This window comes from Burkholderia sp. YHN3-13 (assembly GCF_055810675.1).
On sequence record NZ_JBVVNQ010000002.1, the window covers coordinates 689,264 to 708,057 of the forward strand.

Annotated in this window: 16 protein-coding genes; 8 read left to right on the plus strand and 8 right to left on the minus strand. The window is 67.5% G+C overall.

What is annotated here, in order from left to right; all coding sequences use genetic code 11:
* Positions 1–182: 182 nt before the first annotated feature.
* Both AC0KUR_RS07945 and AC0KUR_RS07950 read left to right on the plus strand, forming a co-directional pair.
* Entirely contained in the window at positions 183–878 is a 696-nt protein-coding gene (locus AC0KUR_RS07945; RefSeq protein ID WP_185733127.1) for a class I SAM-dependent methyltransferase, read from the plus strand.
* A complete protein-coding gene (locus AC0KUR_RS07950) occupies positions 875–2,194 on the plus strand; it encodes a glycosyltransferase family protein (RefSeq protein ID WP_473375653.1) in 1,320 nt (439 codons plus the stop codon). The genes AC0KUR_RS07945 and AC0KUR_RS07950 overlap by 4 nt, the downstream gene beginning before the upstream one ends.
* Positions 2,195–2,276: 82 nt before the next feature.
* On the opposite strand, the gene AC0KUR_RS07955 is transcribed toward AC0KUR_RS07950, so the two are convergent.
* From AC0KUR_RS07955 to AC0KUR_RS07980, 6 genes are all read right to left on the minus strand, one after another.
* Complete coding sequence (locus AC0KUR_RS07955; RefSeq protein WP_059557471.1) at positions 2,277–4,391, minus strand: phosphocholine-specific phospholipase C; 2,115 nt, start codon at positions 4,389–4,391, stop codon at positions 2,277–2,279.
* 42 nt (positions 4,392–4,433) lie between these two features.
* The gene (locus tag AC0KUR_RS07960) at positions 4,434–4,637 is read right to left on the minus strand and encodes a hypothetical protein (RefSeq protein ID WP_034190574.1); all 204 of its coding nucleotides are present in this window, start codon (positions 4,635–4,637) and stop codon (positions 4,434–4,436) included.
* 327 nt (positions 4,638–4,964) lie between these two features.
* Entirely contained in the window at positions 4,965–6,962 is a 1,998-nt protein-coding gene (locus tag AC0KUR_RS07965; RefSeq protein WP_124609979.1) for an acetyl/propionyl/methylcrotonyl-CoA carboxylase subunit alpha, read from the minus strand.
* A gap of 36 nt (positions 6,963–6,998) precedes the next feature.
* Positions 6,999–7,784 (minus strand): enoyl-CoA hydratase/isomerase family protein, encoded by a 786-nt coding sequence (locus AC0KUR_RS07970; protein WP_034190576.1) that lies wholly within the window; start codon positions 7,782–7,784, stop codon positions 6,999–7,001.
* A gap of 19 nt (positions 7,785–7,803) precedes the next feature.
* A complete protein-coding gene (locus AC0KUR_RS07975; protein ID WP_124609980.1) occupies positions 7,804–9,411 on the minus strand; it encodes a carboxyl transferase domain-containing protein in 1,608 nt (535 codons plus the stop codon).
* Between the two features lie 31 nt (positions 9,412–9,442).
* Entirely contained in the window at positions 9,443–10,624 is a 1,182-nt protein-coding gene (locus tag AC0KUR_RS07980) for an isovaleryl-CoA dehydrogenase (RefSeq protein ID WP_034190578.1), read from the minus strand.
* Positions 10,625–10,794: 170 nt separating this feature from the next.
* Between AC0KUR_RS07980 and AC0KUR_RS07985 the strand changes: the two genes are divergently transcribed.
* Positions 10,795–11,541, plus strand: a complete 747-nt coding sequence (locus AC0KUR_RS07985) for a TetR/AcrR family transcriptional regulator (protein WP_124609981.1) — start codon at positions 10,795–10,797, stop codon at positions 11,539–11,541.
* A 61-nt stretch (positions 11,542–11,602) separates the two neighbouring features.
* Here the strand turns inward: AC0KUR_RS07985 and AC0KUR_RS07990 are convergent, their stop codons facing one another.
* Positions 11,603–12,091, minus strand: a complete 489-nt coding sequence (locus AC0KUR_RS07990) for a MarR family winged helix-turn-helix transcriptional regulator (RefSeq protein WP_034190580.1) — start codon at positions 12,089–12,091, stop codon at positions 11,603–11,605.
* A 199-nt stretch (positions 12,092–12,290) separates the two neighbouring features.
* Here AC0KUR_RS07990 and AC0KUR_RS07995 point away from each other — a divergent pair, with 199 nt between their 5' ends.
* From AC0KUR_RS07995 to AC0KUR_RS08015, 5 genes are all read left to right on the plus strand, one after another.
* Positions 12,291–13,370 (plus strand): aromatic ring-hydroxylating dioxygenase subunit alpha, encoded by a 1,080-nt coding sequence (locus AC0KUR_RS07995; RefSeq protein WP_343728074.1) that lies wholly within the window; start codon positions 12,291–12,293, stop codon positions 13,368–13,370.
* On the plus strand, positions 13,367–14,332 hold the full coding sequence (locus AC0KUR_RS08000) for a PDR/VanB family oxidoreductase (RefSeq protein ID WP_124609982.1): 966 nt from the start codon (positions 13,367–13,369) through the stop codon (positions 14,330–14,332). Before AC0KUR_RS07995 ends, AC0KUR_RS08000 begins: the two co-directional genes overlap by 4 nt.
* 48 nt (positions 14,333–14,380) lie before the next feature.
* Positions 14,381–15,439: an aromatic ring-hydroxylating oxygenase subunit alpha gene (locus tag AC0KUR_RS08005; protein ID WP_034190582.1), complete on the plus strand. Its 1,059-nt coding sequence runs from the start codon at positions 14,381–14,383 to the stop codon at positions 15,437–15,439.
* A 154-nt stretch (positions 15,440–15,593) separates the two neighbouring features.
* Positions 15,594–16,931 (plus strand): MFS transporter, encoded by a 1,338-nt coding sequence (locus tag AC0KUR_RS08010; protein WP_069706705.1) that lies wholly within the window; start codon positions 15,594–15,596, stop codon positions 16,929–16,931.
* Positions 16,932–17,033: 102 nt separating this feature from the next.
* Positions 17,034–18,128 carry a porin gene (locus AC0KUR_RS08015; RefSeq protein WP_473375654.1) on the plus strand — a complete coding sequence of 365 codons (1,095 nt, stop codon included), beginning with the start codon at positions 17,034–17,036 and terminating at the stop codon, positions 18,126–18,128.
* A 26-nt stretch (positions 18,129–18,154) separates the two neighbouring features.
* Here the strand turns inward: AC0KUR_RS08015 and AC0KUR_RS08020 are convergent, their stop codons facing one another.
* Complete coding sequence (locus AC0KUR_RS08020) at positions 18,155–18,601, minus strand: hypothetical protein (RefSeq protein WP_034190585.1); 447 nt, start codon at positions 18,599–18,601, stop codon at positions 18,155–18,157.
* Between the last annotated feature and the right edge of the window lie 193 nt (positions 18,602–18,794).

An 18,794-nucleotide genomic window follows, 5' to 3' on the forward strand; every position in this document is an offset into this window, starting at 1 on the left:
GCGGAGCGCCGTCCGCACACTGTCAGACATGGTCAGCGCCCGCCGCGGCCGTGCAAATCCGCCGGATCGTTATGCGATACTCATGCCACCCGCTGCGCCACCGGCCGGCAGGCTTTTCCGGGGTATTCGAGCGGGCACGCACACGACCACGCCGCACCTCGATGACAAGAAAGGCTGACAGAATGGACCACGATGCCGCGCAAGTCTTCCAGAAGATCCACGACGAACAGGGGTGGCACTCGCAGGAAAGCGTGTCCGGGTGGGGTTCGGAGCTGAAAAACACCGTGCAGGTCATTCGCGAGCTGCCGGGATTGCTGCGCCGCTTCGGCGTGCGTTCGATGCTCGATGCGCCGTGCGGCGATTTCAACTGGATGCGCCATGTCGACCTCGACGGCATCGACTACATCGGCGCCGACATCGTGCAAAACCTCGTGGTGGCCAACCAGGCAACGTGGGCGGCGCCGAACCGCCGGTTCGTGCATCTCGACCTGTTGCGGGATCCGTTGCCGGATGCCGACCTGATCCTCTGCCGCGACTGCCTGTTCCACTTTTCGCACGCCGACGTGTTCCGTGCGTTCGAGCGTTTCGCCGCGACCCGCGCGCGCTATCTGCTGACCACGACCTTCATCTATCGCAGCTATCCGCGCAACGCGGCAATCGCGACCGGCCAGTGGACGCCCATCAACCTCGAGATGCCGCCGTTCGACCTCGCCCCGCCGCTGACGCTGCTCGTCGAAGGCAGCAACGAATGCATCATCTACGGGGGCGACATCGGCACCGTGCCGATGTCCGATCGCTGCCTCGGGCTCTGGAACATGGAGAGCGTTCGCGAACGCTTGCGGCGCAGGCCGCTTCCCGGCCTGCGGAGCGCGCGATGATCGTCCTCAGCCATTTCAGCCAACCCGCGCCCGCCAGTCTCGAGAATCACCGCTGGTACGCGCAGGCGCACGGCTATCGTCACGAGATCGTCGATGCGTCCGCGATGCCGCAGGCGCTGCCGTTGCGGCCGCTGTATCGCTACGAATCGCTGCTCCACGTACTGCGCGGCGCGCAGCCCGACGCACTCGTGCTGCTGCTCGGCGAAGACGCGGCGATCATCGAGCCCGTCGCGCTCGAACGCCTGATGGCCGGGCGCGACATGCTGCTGGTCGACGCGTTCGCGCCGCCGCTGCCGCAGGTCGACGTGCAGATCTGGCGCAACACGGCGGACGTGCGCGCGATCGTGATGCAGCTCGTGCAGCGCTGCAAGCTCGGCAGCGCGCCGAAGCTGACGTCGGAGGCCGCGCTGTTCGACGGGCTCGACACGCATCGCTACCTGGAATTGATCGACGGGTTGTACGCCGTCATGCCGTGCGGCCCCCATCTCGATCCGATGTGGAGCCGCGAGCCCACCTTCGCGATCAGCATCGACGACACGCCGCACGATCCCGCGCGCAAGGGCGCGACGCCGCGTTTTCGCGACACGCTCGTCGCGTACGTCAATCGCTGCCGCGCCGCCGGCCGGCCGATGTTCTCGTTCGATCATGCCGCGGCCGCACCGGACGAAGCCACCGAGCGCTGCACGTACAATCCCGGCCGGCCGATTGCGCTGATGATGCTGTACACGCCGAACATCGGCAGCTACGCCCGCGTCGCCGAACGCAATTTCCGGCGCTACTGCGACACGCACGGCTACACGCTCCACGTGCATCGCGACATCCCCGCGGAGATCGGGCTGAACGCAACGGGCAACTGGTTCAAGCCGTGGCTGCTGCACGCGTACCTGCAGCATCATGAATGGGTCGTGTGGCTCGATGCCGACGTACTGATCGCGAATCAGCAGCAGCCGCTGGAACCGTTGCTCGACGGGCGCGACTGGCTGCTCGCGCAGGATATCGGCCAGTGGGCGTTCAACTCGGGCGTGATGGCGTTCCGCCGCACCGAACGCAACGACGCGATGCTGCGCGACCTGATGACGACGATCGCCGCGCTGCACGACCGGTCGAGCGTCTACGCGAGCGACGGCGACCAGCTGCATTTCATTCGCGCGATGGAGCGCGACGGACAGCTGCACGGCGAAGGCGTGGCCGATCTCGTCAGCCTCAACACGCCCTGGCTGTTCCGCCGCGCGGACAGCTACATCGTGCACTACTACGGCATGTGGTCGGCGATGCGCGCGCTGATGATGGCGCATGACGACGGGCTGCCGGGCTGACACCGCCGCTTCGGCATCGAACCCGCAAGGACGACGCGCCGGCCGGCTCCTGCCGGCCGGTGCGTCGTCGCACCGGATACCGTCAGATCGGCGTGATCGTCGGCGCGACGGCCGCCGGATCGGTGACGCTGGCCCTGCCGGTTTCGACGTGCCCCGCGATGCGGCGCGTCCAGCCCGCGTTGCCGGCCACCGCGAACTGCAGGTCGTACCACTGGCTGCTGCACGACAGGTCCCAGCGCGCTTCGATGCGCTGCCCGGCGGGAATCGTCAACGTGCGCGCCGCGCCGCCGTACGCGACATCGGTCGCCGTGACCGTGAGCGTGCCGGTGCCCGCATTGGCGATCGTGACATAGACGTCGCCGTTCGCCACGTCGTAGCACGGCGTGATTTCAGGCTTCGCGGCGGCATCCGCGGCGGCCGAACCCGCAAAGCGCCGGAAATAGCCGTTCGGCCCCCACACGCTCACCAGGTAGTTGCCGTTCGCGTCGAGCGCCCACGTGTCGGTCAACTGCTTGCCGGCCTCGACCGTATAACGGCGCGGCATCGCGGTCGGATCGCCCGTATAGACCCAGAAGTGCGCGCCCTGCGTGCCCGAATTGGCGAACGTCACCGCATAACCTTGCGCCTGGAGCCGGCCCGTCACGTGCAGCTCGTACGGCAGCGCGCGAGCCGGCCGCGTGCCGGGTTCCTGCGCCGTCACGACCTGCTGCGCGGTGCTGGCCGGCGCCGTCTGCGACGACGCGCGCGAGCATTGCAGGTCCGCCTGCGCGACATATGCCTGCGTACTCGGCAACGTCGGCAGCGTGGCATCCGATCTGGAGAAATCGAGCGCCGACGTCAGGTCGCCGCAGATCGCGCGGCGCCACGGCGAGATGTTGGTTTCGATCACGCCGAAGCGCTTCTCGATGAATTGCAGCACCGACGTGTGATCGAAGACCTGCGAGCACACGAAGCCGCCCTTCGACCACGGCGACACGACGAACATCGGCACGCGCGGACCGAGGCCGTACGGCAGGTTGTCGGCCGTATACGTGCCGGCCTGCGTCGACGTCACGACATTGTGCCGCTCGAGCGACACGTCCACCGTGCTCATGCCCGAGCCCGGCAGCGTCGGCGCCGACGGCGGCACGACGTGGTCGAAGAAGCCGTCGTTCTCGTCGTACATGATCAGCAGGACGGTCTTGCTCCATACGTCCGGGTTCGACGTCAGCGCATCGAGGATCGTCGACAGGTAGTACGCGCCGTACAGCGGCGTGAACTTCGGATGCTCCGAATACGCGGCGGGCGGCAGCAGCCACGAGACCTGCGGCAGCGCGTTGGCCTGCACGTCGGCCTTCAGCTGCGTGATCGGGCGCGTGCTCATCCCGCGCGTCTGCAGCGACGAACCGGCCGGCGCATTCACGAAGTTGTTGAAGCACGCGAGCATGTTCGTGCCGTAGTTGCCGGTGAAGTTGTCGAACCCGGTGCCCTGCTGGTAAATCTGCCACGAGATGCCGGCCTTCTCGAGCCGCTCCGGGTAGGTCGTCCAGCTGAAGGGCGGCAACTGGACCTTGTCGAACGGGTTGTCGATGTAGTCGGTGTTGTCGAGCAGCGGGCCGCCGCCCGTGCCGAGCGGATCGACCATGCCCGTCATCAGGTACATGCGGTTCGGGTGCGTGTTGCCCGGAATCGAGCAGAAGTAGTGGTCGCACACCGTGAACGCATCCGCGAGCGCGTAATGGAACGGGATGTCGTCGCGAACGTGATAGCCCATCGTCATGTTCGACTTCTGTACGGCCCACTGATCCGCGCGGCCGTTGTCGATCGCGCCGTGCGTCGTCGCCCACGTATGCGGCAGGCCGCCGATACATTGCGCGTTGACGCCCGGGTTGGTCGTGTCGTAGCGGAACGGCGCGATCACGCTCGTCTTGTCCTCCTGCCGCGGCTGGAACCACACCGGCTTGCCGTTCGGCAGCGTGACGGGGAAGCGATCGTTGTAGCCGCGCACGCCGCTCAGGTGGCCGAGGTAGTGATCGAACGAGCGGTTCTCCTGCATGAACACGACGATGTGCTGCACATCCTGGATCGTGCCCGTCACGGAATTCGGCTCGATCGCCAGCGCCTTGCGGATCGACTCGGGAAGCAGTGCGGTGGCGGCGGTCGCGCCGGCGAGACCGGCGGAGAACTTCAGAAAATCGCGTCGCGAATGGTTGGCCATGCTGGTTGCTCGTGATTGGATTTCTGGTGAAAACAGCCGGTATCAGGAAGCGGGCGACGATGCCGGTGCGGTGAAACCCGGCGGGCAATGCATCTGCGCGGTGGCGACGACGGCGCCGCCGCACGCGGCCTTCTGCTGCGCGACGGGCGCGGCGGGTGCGGTCAGGTCGTCGTTGCAGGCGCCGAGGAGGGCTGTCAGCGCGATCAGGCCAACGACCGCGAAAGGCCGCAGGGCCGACTTTCGCATAACGGTTCTCCGTGGGGGTGATGACGTGACACGGACGCGAACCCGCGTCGGTCATATCGACGCCGAGATGCTATGTTCGACTTGTTACACGACGGTGTCGAGTAAAGGGAGATCGACGCGCACGCGGAGCGCGGCACGTGGTGGCCTGGCCGGAATGACGCGATTCGTAAGTCGTTCGAAAGATTGATGTTGGCTGAACGTGCGGCTTCGCGGGCCGACGACATCGGGGCGGCGCGGCCTAAACGGCGCGCGCACCGTGATTCGAGAAGCATTCTTGTGCGGGCCGGCCGCAGCGCGGCCGGCTTGCACACGGCGTGCAGACTGGCGTCAGCCTTCCGCCATCATCAGCAACTGCGCGCCATCCGCGACCTGGTCGCCGACGCCGTACAGCACTTCCGCGACGACGCCCGCGCTCGGCGCGCCGATCGTGTGTTCCATCTTCATCGCTTCCATCACGATCAGCGGCGTACCGGCTTCGACCTTCTGGCCCGGTTCGACCAGCACCGCGATCACCTTGCCCGGCATCGGCGCGGTCAAACGTCCGCCGCCCTGCTCCGCATCGCCCGCATGCGCGAGCAGGTTGCGCCATTCGAACGTCTCCGAGGTGCCCTGCGTGAACACATGGAACGTGTCGCCGTCCGCATACACGCGGCCGCTGCCGCGCACGCCACCGAGTATCACGTCGAAATCGAGCGGCGTGGCGCCGCGCGTCCATGCGAACGGTTGCGCGGCGTCATCGCCGGTCGCGAGTCGCGCGCCGGCGCCGTCGTCCTCGTAGGTGACCGTCACGTCCGCTTCGCGATCGGCCGCATGCCATTCGAGCGTGCGGCGATAGCCGCCGTTCAGCCGCCAGTCCGGCAAGGCGCCCCACGGCGACGCACCTTGCGCGGCCGCGCCGCGTTCGCGCGCGAGCAATGCCGCGCACGCAAGTGCAAGCGCCGCGCGCGGCGGCTGTTGCGGCGCGAACAGCGCATCGTGGTTGCGCTCGATCAGCCCCGTGTCGAGATCGGCCGTCGCGAACGGTTCGCACGCGACGATCCGCTGCAGGAACGCGGCGTTCGTATGCAGGCCGACCACCTCGCACGCACGCAGTGCACGCAGCATCAGGCCCAGCGCTTCCGCACGGTCCGCGCCGTGAACGATCAGCTTCGCGATCATCGGATCGTAGAACGGCGTGATCGCATCGCCTTCGCGCACGCCGCTGTCGACGCGCACCGCCGCGCCGATGTCGAACTCGACGCCGGCCGGCAGCCGCAGGTGCTTGAGCGTGCCCGTCGACGGCAGGAACCCGCGCGCCGGATTCTCCGCATAAAGACGCGCCTCGAGCGCATGGCCCCGCACGCGCAGATCGTCCTGCTGCAGCGGCAGCGGCTCGCCGGACGCGACGCGCAATTGCCATTCGACGAGATCGAGCCCCGTGACCATTTCGGTGACCGGATGCTCGACCTGCAGGCGCGTGTTCATTTCCATGAAGTAGAACGCGTCGCCCGTCATGATGAATTCGACGGTGCCCGCGCCGACATAGCCGACCGCGCGCGCTGCCGCGACGGCCGCTTCGCCCATCGCGCGGCGCACGTCGTCGGGCAGGCCCGGCGCCGGCGCTTCCTCGAGCACCTTCTGGTGACGGCGCTGCACCGAGCAGTCGCGGTCGAACAGGTACACGGTATTGCCGAGCGTGTCGCCGAACACCTGCACTTCGACGTGACGCGGGCGCGTCAGGTATTTCTCGATCAACACGCGGTCGTTGCCGAAGCTGCTCGCGGCCTCGCGCTGGCACGACGCAAGCGCCGCCGGGAAATCGTCGGAGCGCTCGACCACGCGCATCCCCTTGCCGCCGCCGCCCGCGCTCGCCTTCAGCAGCACCGGATAGCCGATTTCGTCGGCTTCGCGATGCAGGTTGCCGGCATCCTGGTCGTCGCCGTGATAGCCGGGCACGAGCGGCACGGCAGCCGCATGCATCAGCGCCTTCGCGGCGGCCTTCGACCCCATCGCCGCGATCGCGTCGACCGGCGGCCCGATGAACACGATGCCGGCCGCTTCGCACGCGTGCGCGAAATCTTCGTTCTCCGACAGAAAACCGTAGCCGGGATGGATCGCCTGCGCGCCGGTCGCGCGAGCGGCTTCGATGATGCGCTCGATGCGCAGATAGCTGTCTGCCGCTGCCGATCCGCCGATGTGCACGGCTTCGTCGCACGCGGCCACGTGTTTCGCGTTCGCGTCCGCGTCGGAATAGACGGCGACGCTCGCGATCCCGAGACGTTTGCACGTCGCGGCGACGCGGCACGCGATTTCGCCGCGGTTGGCGATCAGAATCTTGTCGAACATGGCTTCGATGTCGTCCGGAGAGTGGGGGTCACGCGATCATTCACGCCACGACGGCGTGCGCTTTTCGAGGAAGGACGCGATCCCTTCGCGCGCTTCCGCGCCGGCACGGGTCCGCGCGATCCAGTCGGCGGTCTGCTCGATCAGCGTCGCGTCGAGCGGGCGGCCGGCCACGTCGGCGACGAGCCGCTTGCACGCCTTCACCGCGTCGGGACCGTTCGCGACGAGCGTCGCGGCCAGCTTCGCGACCGTTTCGTCGAGCGCATCGGCCGGTACCGCGTCGTGAATGAAGCCGAGCGACGCGGCCCGCGCGCTGTCGAACACCTCGGCCGTCGTGAAATAACGGCGCGCCGCGCGTTCGCCCATCGCCCGCACGACGTACGGCGCGATCGTCGCGGGGATCAGCCCGAGCCGCGCTTCCGACAGGCAGAACTTCACGCCGTCGGCGGCGATCGCGATGTCGGCCGCCGCGACGAGGCCCACGCCGCCCGCATAGGCGTCGCCGTGCACGCGCGCGATCACCGGCTTGCCGCAGCGATGGATCGCCTCGAGCATCCGCGCGAGCTTGCGCGCATCGGCACGGTTCTCGTCGTCCGAGTAACCGGCCATCTTCTTCATCCAGTTCAGGTCCGCGCCCGCGCAGAACGCGGCGCCTTCCGCCGCGAGCACGATCGCGCGCACGCCTTCGTGCGCATCGAGCCATTCGAACGCGGTGGTCAGCTCGGCGATCGTCGTCTCGTTGAACGCGTTGCGCACGTCGGGGCGTGCGAGCGTGACGGTCGCCACGCGGCCGGCTTCGCTTACCTTGATCGTTTCGTATCGCATCGGTCGGTCCTCCCGGGCGTTACATGCGGAACACGCCGAAGCGCGTGTCTTCGATCGGCGCGTTCATCGATGCGGCCAGGCCGAGGCCGAGCACGTCGCGCGTCTGCGCCGGGTCGATCACGCCGTCGTCCCACAGCCGCGCGCTCGCGTAATACGGATGGCCCTGGCGCTCGTACTGGTCGCGGATCGGCTGCTTGAACGCTTCCTCTTCGTCGGTCGACCACGACCCGCCCTTCGCCTCGATGCCGTCGCGACGCACCGTCGCGAGCACCGACGCGGCCTGCTCGCCGCCCATCACCGAGATGCGCGCATTCGGCCACATCCACAGGAACCGCGGGCCGAATGCGCGACCGCACATCCCGTAGTTGCCGGCGCCGAACGAGCCGCCGATGATCACCGTGAACTTCGGCACCTTCGCGTTCGACACGGCCGTCACCATCTTCGCGCCATGCCGCGCGATGCCTTCGTTCTCGTACTTGCGCCCGACCATGAAGCCCGTGATGTTCTGCAGGAACACGAGCGGGATCTTGCGCTGGCAGCACAGCTCGATGAAATGCGCGCCCTTCACGGCCGATTCGGAGAACAGGATGCCGTTGTTCGCGACGATCCCGACCGGATGGCCCCAGATGTGCGCGAAGCCCGTGACGAGCGTCGTGCCGTAGCGCGCCTTGAATTCGTCGAATTCCGAATCGTCGACGATGCGCGCGATCACCTCGCGCACGTCGAACGGCTTGCGCGTATCGACGGGGATCACGCCGTACAGGCTCTTCGCATCGTAGCGCGGCGGCTTCGGCTCGCGCAGCGCCACCGGCGACGCGATCTTCGGCGCGAGATGATCGACGATGTTGCGCGCGATCGACAGCGCATGCGCGTCGTTCTGCGCGAGATGGTCGGCCACGCCCGACAGGCGCGTGTGCACGTCGCCGCCGCCGAGATCCTCGGCGCTCACTTCCTCGCCCGTCGCGGCCTTCACCAGCGGCGGGCCACCGAGGAAAATCGTGCCCTGGTCCTTCACGATGATCGACTCGTCGCTCATCGCCGGCACGTAGGCGCCGCCGGCCGTGCACGAGCCCATCACGACGGCGATCTGCGCGATCCCCGCCGCCGACATCGTCGCCTGGTTGAAGAAGATGCGGCCGAAGTGGTCGCGATCGGGAAACACGTCGTCCTGGTTCGGCAGGTTCGCGCCGCCCGAATCGACGAGGTAGACGCACGGCAGCCGGTTTTCCGCGGCGATTTCCTGCGCGCGCACGTGCTTCTTCACGGTGATCGGGTAGTAGGTGCCGCCCTTGACCGTCGCGTCGTTGCACACGATCACGCATTCGCGGCCGGCGATGCGGCCGATCCCGGTGATGACGCCCGCGCCCGGCGCGTCGTCGTTGTACATGCCGTTCGCCGCGAGCTGCGACAGCTCGAGGAACGGCGCGCCCGGATCGAGCAGTTGCGCGATGCGATCGCGCGGCAGCAGCTTGCCGCGCGACAGGTGCTTGTCGCGTGCGGCCTGGCCGCCGCCCTGCGCGAGCTGTTCGATCTTCGCGCGCAGGTCGGCGACGACCGCCTCGAGCGCGGCGGCATTCGCGCGGAAGTCTTCCGAACGCGGGTTCAGTTTCGATTCGATGATCGGCATCGACGAGGCTCCGTTCGCGTGACGTGGGGCGTTACATCGTTTCCGCGAACAGCTCGCGGCCGATCAGCATCCGGCGGATCTCGCTCGTGCCGGCGCCGATCTCGTACAGCTTCGCATCGCGCCACAGGCGGCCGACCGGATATTCGTTGATGTAGCCGTTGCCGCCGAGGATCTGGATCGCCTCGCCGGCCATCCACGTCGCCTTCTCGGCCGTGTAGAGGATCACGCCCGCGCAATCCTTGCGCACCTGGCGGATATGGTCGCTGCCCGCCGAGTCGAGATGGCGGCCGACCGCGTACAGGTACGCGCGGCACGCCTGGAACGTGGTGTACATGTCGGCGACCTTGCCCTGGATCAGCTGGAATTCGCCGATCGACTGGCCGAACTGCTTGCGGTCGTGGATATACGGCACCACGGCGTCGAGGCACGCGGCCATGATGCCCGTGGGGCCGCCCGACAGCACCGCGCGCTCGTAGTCTAGGCCGCTCATCAGCACCTTCACGCCGCCGTTCAACTGGCCGAGGATATTCTCTTCCGGCACCTCGACGTCCTGGAACACCAGCTCGCCCGTGTGCGAGCCGCGCATGCCGAGCTTGTCGAGCTTCTGCGCGACCGAGAAGCCCTTCATCCCCTTCTCGACGATGAACGCGGTGATGCCGCGCGAGTGGGCTTCGACGTCCGTCTTCGCGTAGACGACGAGCGTGTCGCAATCCGGGCCGTTGGTGATCCACATCTTCGTGCCGTTCAGCACGTAACGATCGCCGCGCTTGTCGGCACGCAGCTTCATGCTGACGACGTCGGAACCGGCGTTCGGCTCGCTCATCGCGAGCGCGCCGATGTGTTCGCCCGACACGAGCTTCGGCAGGTATTTCCGCTTCTGCGCTTCGGTGCCGTTGCGGTGGATCTGGTTCACGCACAGGTTCGAGTGCGCGCCGTACGACAGGCCGATCGACGCCGAGGCGCGCGAGATCTCCTCCATCGCGACCATGTGCGCGGTGTAGCCCATGTTCGCGCCGCCGTATTCCTCGGCGACCGTCATGCCGAGCACGCCGAGATCGCCGAACTTCTTCCACAGATCCATCGGAAACTGGTCGGTGCGGTCGACCTCCGCCGCGCGCGGCGTGATTTCCTTCGCCGCAAACGTCGCGACGGCGTCGCGCAGCATCTCGATGTCTTCACCGAGCATGAATTGCACGCCGGGCAGGTTGATCATGTCTCCTCCGTCTCCAGAAAGTGTGTCGCACTCATCTATTTCTGAGTTTCGCTCAAATCGAATGAATGCACCAATTCATTAACCAATAAAGCGGAAATTTTGCACAGTTTCGCGCCTCGCCGGGTTCGGCGTCAATAGTTTTTTGAGTGACACTCAGATATCATGCGGACATGACAGCCGCTCCCGCCGACACCATGACCGACACCGCCAAAGCCGATCGCGCCGACGCGCCGCGCGCGCCCGCCGGGCGCAAATCCCAGCAGCGCGTGCAGGACATTCTGCGCGTCGGCCGTGAAGTGTTCGCCGAAAAAGGTTACGAGCATGCGACGGCCGCCGAGATCGCGCAGCGCGTGGGCGTGTCGGAGGCGACGGTGTTCAGCTACTTCCGCGGCAAGCGCGAGCTGTGCGCGCGCGTGATCGCGGACTGGTACGACGAAATCATCGCGGCGTTCGAGCACGGCATGCCGCGGGATGCATCGGTGCAGCAGCAGTTCGCGTTCATCGTGCGCACCCACCTGCGGCTGATGCTGGTGAACGGCACGGGGCTGTGCGCGCTGGTGCTGTCGGAAGGCCGCGCGAAGCAGCATGCGCTGAGCGACGAGCTGACCGCACTGCAGCGCCGCTACACGGCGCCGCTGATGGACGTGCTCGCGCGCGGCCAGGCGGCCGGGCAGGTGCGTGCGGACCTGCCGCTGAGCCTGTTGCGTTCGATGGTGTTCGGGCCGATGGAGCACGTGCTGTGGGATGCGATCCTCGGGCACCGCAAGCTCGATACGGAAACGACGGCCGCGCAGCTGATCGACATGCTGTGGGCCGCCATGCAGCCGCCGGCGCCGGAACAGGCGGCGCTCGTGCGTTTCAGGAATGAAGTCGTGGAAGCCGTGCGGCGGCTGGAAGACGAAAACGCGCGCGCGTGACGCGCGGCGGGCGGCGCGCCCCCCCCCCGGTGCCGCGCGCTGCCGGGCGAGCTCGGCGCCGCTACGACTCCTCGCCGACGCGCAGCGGCGCCCGGCTTTGCTCGTTGTTCAAATGGACGAATTTGCGCAACAGGCGCATCAGTTCCTGCGAATCGTCCTCTCCCATTCCGTCGAACAGGCCGGCCCGCAGCTCCTTCACCGACGGAATCAGGTGCGTGAGCAGTTCGACGCCCGCCGGCGTCAGCAACAGGCGGCGCTGACGTCGCGGCAGCACTTCGCGCACGATCAATCCTTTCGCTTCGAGCCGGACCGCGAGATCCGCGGTCGTCGACGTATCGAGCGCCACCCGCTGCGCGAGCGTCACCTGATCGAGCCCCGGGCTCTCGTAGAGCATCCGCAGCACCGCGTACTGCACCGGCGTCACGTCCCGGCCCAGCTTCTCGTAGAACATCGCAACCGCGATCTGGTGTGCGCGCCGGATCAGGTGCCCGGGTTCGTCGTACAGATCGAGCGGGAAAGCCGGCGCGACGGCGGGATTCGTTTTTTCCATGAATGAGTCGATGACATAGGCGACGCGCGCCGGTTGCGCGCGCCGACGGCATGGCGCTGCCTCGCGCCATTTCCCGGGAAAACCAGTATACCGCCCGCCTTGCTCCAGCCAAGCTCGATGAGTACACTGAATCTCATTCAGTACACGGAATGAAGAGATGCCGCGTACCCGCGGCATCGACCTGAAGGAGACGACGAACGTGTTTCTCAAGAATGCTTGGTACGTGGCGTGCACGCCCGATGAAATCGACGGCAAGCCGCTGGGCCGCACGATCTGCAACGAGTCGATGGTGTTTTACCGCGCGGCGGACGGCCAGGTCGCCGCGCTCGAGGATTTCTGCCCGCACCGCGGCGCGCCGTTGTCGCTGGGTTTCGTGCGCGACGGGGTGCTCGTGTGCGGCTATCACGGGCTGGAAATGGGCTGTAACGGCAAGGCGGCCGGCATGCCGGGCCAGCGCGTCGGCGGCTTCCCGCCGATTCGCAGCTTTCCGGCGGTCGAGCGGTACGGCTTCATCTGGGTCTGGCCGGGCGATGCGGCGGCGGCCGATCCGGCCAAGCTGCCCGCGCTGGCGTGGGCCGAGGATCCGGCCTGGGCCCACGGCGGCGGCCTGTATCACATCCGTTGCGACTACCGGCTGATGATCGACAACCTGATGGACCTCACGCACGAAACCTACGTGCATGCGACGAGCATCGGCCAGAAGGAAATCGACGAAGCGCCGCCGAAGACGACCAGCCACGGCGACGAAGTCGTCACGCGCCGCTTCATGGAGAACGTGATGCCGCCGCCGTTCTGGCGGATGGCATTGCGCGGCAACGGGTTGGCCGACGACGTGCCGGTCGACCGCTGGCAGATCTGCCGCTTCTCGCCGCCGAGCCACGTGATGATCGAAGTCGGCGTCGCGCATGCGGGCCACGGCGGCTACGACGCGCCGGCCGACCTGAAGGCGTCGTCGATCGTGGTCGACTTCATCACGCCCGAGACGGACACCTCGATCTGGTACTTCTGGGGCATGGCGCGCAACTTCCGGCCCGACGACCCCGCGCTGACCGCCGAGATCCGCGAAGGCCAGGGCAAGATCTTCGCCGAGGATCTCGAGATGCTCGAGCGCCAGCAGCGCAACCTGGAGAAGTGGCCCGATCGCACGCTGCTCAAGCTCAACATCGACGCCGGCGGCGTAATGTCGCGCAAGGTGATCGAGCGGCTGCTCGCCGACGAGAACGCGTCGACCCCGCAGCGGCCCGTGATCCCGGTCGCGCCCGTCAAGGCGGCGTCATGAGCGCCGCGACCCTGACGGTGCGCGTCGCGCGCAAGTGGCAGGAAGCGCGCGACATCTGCGGCTTCGAATTCGTCAGCGACGACGGTGCGCCGCTGCCCCGCTTCGACGCCGGCGCCCATATCGACGTGCATCTGCCGGGCGGCCTCGTGCGCCAGTATTCGCTGTGCAACCACCCGGAGCACGGTGATCGCTATCAGATCGCCGTACTGCGCGACGCCGACGGGCGCGGCGGGTCGCGCGCCATTCACGACGAAGTCCGCCAAGGCGACATCGTACGGATCGGCGTGCCGTGCAATCAGTTTCCGCTCGCGCCCGACGCGCCGCACCACCTGCTGCTCGCGGGCGGGATCGGCGTCACGCCGATCCTCAGCATGGCGGAACGGTTGTTCTCGTCGGGCCAGCCGTTCGACATGCACTACTGCGCGCGTTCGACCGATCGCATGGCGTTCGTCGCGCGAATCCACGCAGCCGGGTTTCACGATCGCACCCGCTTCCACGTCGACGACGGCGACCCCGCGCAACGCTTCGATCTGGCCACCGTGCTTGCCGCCGCGCCGGAAGGCACCCACCTGTATGTATGCGGCCCGCGCGGCTTCATGGACGCGGTACTGAACGCCGCGCGCGCGCGCCACTGGGACGAAGCGCGGCTGCACTACGAGTTCTTCGGCGGCGCGGTTGCGTCGTCCGGTGCGGACCGCGCGTTCCAGGTCCGGATCGCGAGCAGCGGCCAGGTGATCGACGTGCCGGCCGAATGCACGGTCGTCGCGGCGCTGGCGGCGAACGGCGTCGACGTGCTGACGTCGTGCGAGCAAGGCGTATGCGGCACCTGCGTGACGCGCGTGCTGCAAGGCGAGCCCGATCATCGCGACTCGTATCTGACCGAAGAGGAACAGGCGGCCGGCGACCAGTTCATGCCGTGCTGTTCGCGATCGCGAAGCGACCTGCTGGTACTCGATCTGTAGACGGACCGCCCGATCCGCGGCGGCCAACCACAATACTGGAGACGATCCATGGAGCAACGTGCCCGGCCACCGGTCACTACCACGCCCTTCCCGCTCGACCGATGGTGGGTCGCCGCGCTGTCGTCCGAACTGACGGACCAACCCGTTGCCCGCACGCTGCTCGGCCGTCCGGTCGTCCTGTTCCGGTTGCCGTCCGGGGAAGTCGGCGCGCTGGAGGATCGCTGCTGCCACAAGTCGCTGCCGCTGTCGTGCGGCTCGCTCGAAGCACGCGGCCTGCGCTGCGGCTATCACGGCCTGCTGTTCGACCGCGGCGGTGCATGCATCGAGATCCCCGGCCAGGACCGGGTTCCGGCGAAAGCGTGCGTGTCGTCGTATCCGGTGCAGGAGCAGGATGCGATCGTGTGGATCTGGATCGGCGCCGACGCGCACGCGAAACCGGCCGGCGCACCGCCGCGCTACGCGTTCCACGCGGATCCGCAATACCGGTTCGGCGGCGGCAACTACCATTACGATGCGCCGTATCAACTGATTCACGACAACCTGATGGACCTGAGCCACCTCGGCTATGTCCATCTGAAAACGATCGGCGGCAACGCGTCGCTGCACATGGGCGCGGAAACCCGCGTCAGCAGCGACGGCGACACGGTGACGCTGGTTCGCCGGATGCCGGATTCCGACCCGCCGCCGACCTACACCGCCGCCTGGCCGTTCGCGGGCCGCGTCGATCGCTGGCAGGAAATCGAGTTCCACGTGTCGCACATCCGGATCTGGACCGGCGCGATGGACGCCGGCACCGGCGACCTGCACGATCCGGCGCGCGGCGGCTTTCACATGCGCGGCTTCCACGGCATCACGCCCGAGACGGAAACGACGACGCACTACTTCTGGACCGTCGCGACCAACCCGCAACACGACGTGGAGCGCGTCGCGCAAACGGTCATCGAGCAGTCCGCGGCGACGTTCGACGAAGACAAGACCGTGATCGAAGCGCAATACCGGAATCAGCTGCGCTTTCCGGGCAGCCGCCAGATCGACATTCATGTCGACGCGGGCCCCAATCGCGCGCGGCGCGTGATCGAGCGGCTGCTGCAACCGGAACCCGCGTAAGCGTCGCGCCGGCGCGCGAATCACGCCTGCCGGACACAACGGGCGTTCGCCGGAAGGCTCGTCCGCCCAGGCATTCGCTTTCGTCCCATTCGTTGCCGCCGGTTTCGATTTCATCCCATTTAATTAGTCATACTATTTTTCAAGGATCTTTGACGTGAGCGCAAGTATCCGCAATACGATCGACGAATCTCCGATGAGCGTGTTCCAGACGATGGCGGTCACGGCCTGCGTCGTGCTGAACATGCTCGATGGCTTCGATGTGCTGGCCATCGCGTTTGCCGCACCGCATCTGGCGGCCGAATGGAAACTGAGCGGCAAGGAAATCGGCCTGCTGCTGAGTGCCGGGCTGGCCGGCATGGGAATCGGCTCGGTGCTGATCGCGCCGTTGGCCGACCGCGTCGGCCGCCGCCGCATCATCCTGCTCTGCCTCACGGTGATCTCGACCGGGATGCTCGCCTGCGCGGCCACCCACAGCACGCTGCAGCTCGCCGTCGCGCGCGCGTACACGGGGCTCGGCATCGGCGGCATGCTGGCGAGCCTGACCGTCATCAGCGGCGAGTACGCGTCGAACAAGTGGCGCAGCGCCGCGATCGGCATGCAGTCGACCGGTTATGCGATCGGCGCCACCGCCGGCGGCGTCGTCGCCGGCTACCTGCTGTCGACGTGGGGATGGCGCAGCGTGTTCGCGTTCGGCGGCATCCTGACCTTGCTGGCGATCCCGATGGTGCTCGCGATGCTGCCGGAATCGCTCGACTTCCTGCTGGCGCGGCGTCCGGACGACGCGCTGCGGAAAATCAACCGCATCCTCGCGCGAATGAAGCGCTCACCGATCGCCGCGCTGCCGCCCTCGTCCATCGACACGGCAAGCCCCGCGTCGGGCTGGACCGCCGTGCTGCGCGCACCGCTCGCGCGCCGCACGATCGCGTTGTGGATCGCGTTCTTCCTCGTGATGGGCAGCTTCTACTTCGTCGTGAGCTGGACGCCGAAGCTGCTGGTCCAGGCCGGGCTGTCGACATCGCAGGGCGTCACCGGCGGCGTCCTGCTCAACCTCGGCGGCATTGCGGGCGCGTCGCTCTTCAGCCTGCTGTCGACAAGGTTCGGCCTGCGCAACCTGCTCGCCGCGACCCTGCTGCTCGGCGGCGCGCTGATGGTCGTGTTCGGCGCGAACACCGGCTCGCTCGGCATCGGGATGATCGTCGCGGTGTTCCTCGGCGCCGTGATCAATGCGTGCGTGGCCGGCATGTATGCGCTGTCGCCGACGCCGTACCCCGCGGAAATCCGCACGACCGGCATCGGCCTCGCGGTCGGCATCGGCCGCCTCGGCGCGATCCTGTCGCCGATGACCGTCGGTGCGCTGCTGGACGACGGCTGGTCCGTCTCCCATCTCTACCTCGCGTTCCTCGTACCGATGGCCGGCGCGGCGATCGCCGTCGCCGTGGCGGGCACGCGCGCCGCGGCACCGCGCCGGCAACGCGACCCGGCGCTGTCGTAACACGGAACGCCCGCAGTCCTGCCGATACCCGTCGGCCTCCCGGACACGCCCGGGGCACTCAAAAAATCGATAAGCATATCTACATACTGTTTGGAGACAGCCATGAAAACGAAACTGGGCGGCGCACTCGCGACGGTGATGGCGCTGGCCGGGCCGGCCTGCGCGCAAAGCAGCGTCACGCTGTACGGGATCATCGATACCGGTGTGTCCTACTACAACAACGCCGCGCACGGCGGATCGTTCACGGGCATGCCGACGCTGACCGGCGAGGTGCCGTCACGGTGGGGGCTGAGAGGCACCGAGGATCTCGGCGGCGCCTACCAGGCCTTCTTCGTGCTCGAGAACGGCTTCCAGCCCGGCACCGGCGCGCTGAATTACGGCGGGCGCCTGTTCGGGCGACAGGCGAACGTCGGCGTGAGCGGCCCGTTCGGCGCGCTGACGCTTGGCCGCCAGATGAACATGTCGATGATCGTGCTGACCAATGCCGACGTGATTGGCCCGTCGATTCACTCCATGGCGGATTTCGACTCCTATCTGCCGAACGCGCGCAGCGACAATGCGATCGGCTACAAGGGCACGTTCCACGGCGTGACGCTCGGCGCCACCTACAGCTTCGGCCGCGACGCGGCCGGGCCGGCAGGGCCGTCGGCGACAGGCTGCGCCGGGCAGGTGCCCGGCGACATCGTCGCCTGCCGCCAATACACGGCGATGCTCGCGTACGACGCGAGCCATTTCGGGCTCGCCGCATCGCACGACGTGATGCGCGGCGGCGGCGGCGCACTCGCGCCGCTGAGCAATCCGGCGTACACCGACACGCGCGACATCGTCGCCGGCTACGTGAAGATCGGCCCCGCGAAACTGGGCGCCGGGTGGATCCGCCGCAACCTCGCGGCGGCCGAGCACCTGCAGGCCGATATCGTGTTCGCTGGCGGGACGTATTACGCGACGCCCTACCTCGCGCTCGATCTCCAGGGCGTACGCTACCTGCAACGCCGCGAAAACAGCGAAGGCGGCACGAATGCGACGCTGCTCGTCGGCCGCGCGAACTATTTCCTGTCGAAGCGGACGACCGTCTATACGTCGGTGGGCTACATGTTCAACAGCGCGCTGGCCGCGAACGCGGTCGCCGCCGGCGGGACGGTCGGTACCGGAATGAACCAGCTCGGCGTGATGGCCGGCATCCAGCAGAAGTTCTGAACGCCGGACGCCGCACCGGCGCCTCGTCAATCGGCGAGCCGGCAGTGCGAGAGCTTCAACCCCGGCAATACGGGCGCATCGATATAGCCTTCGTTCACGCAGCTGAACCGGAACGCCGCCGACGTGACGAACGGCTTGATCTCCCCGCCGGGGAATTTCGGCTTCAGCGCGGCCTGGTCGGCCACGTCGAAATGCGTATCGAACTGCTCGCCGTCGGCCGTCAGCGCGCCGAAGTACGTGCCGGCCGGGTCGCTGCCCATCCGGATCACGGCGCCGACGAACACGAGGCGCCGGCCGTCGTATTTCGTCTTCGCGGCGGCCATGTCCTGCGTATAGGCCTCGATCACGGCGCCGTAATGCGCATCGATCGCGGGTTCGGCGGCCGAAGCCGCGCAAGCGGCCTCGTGAACGCCCGCCAGCAGCGCGCAGGCCGCAAGCGCGGCCGCCGCGAACGGCGCGGAAATCTTCTTCATCGGTGGTCTCCCGTCCAGCGTGGTGGTTGAAGTCGTCGAAGCCCGGCGCTTGCGCCGGTTGCATTCGCTTTCGTTGCTTTAATCGTTCGAATGGCGGAACACGGCTGCGATCACTTCATCACGCGCAGGGTCGTGCGCGGTGCACGGCGCCGCGCGGAACGCGACGTGACTGGAAGATGACATGGTGCGGCCC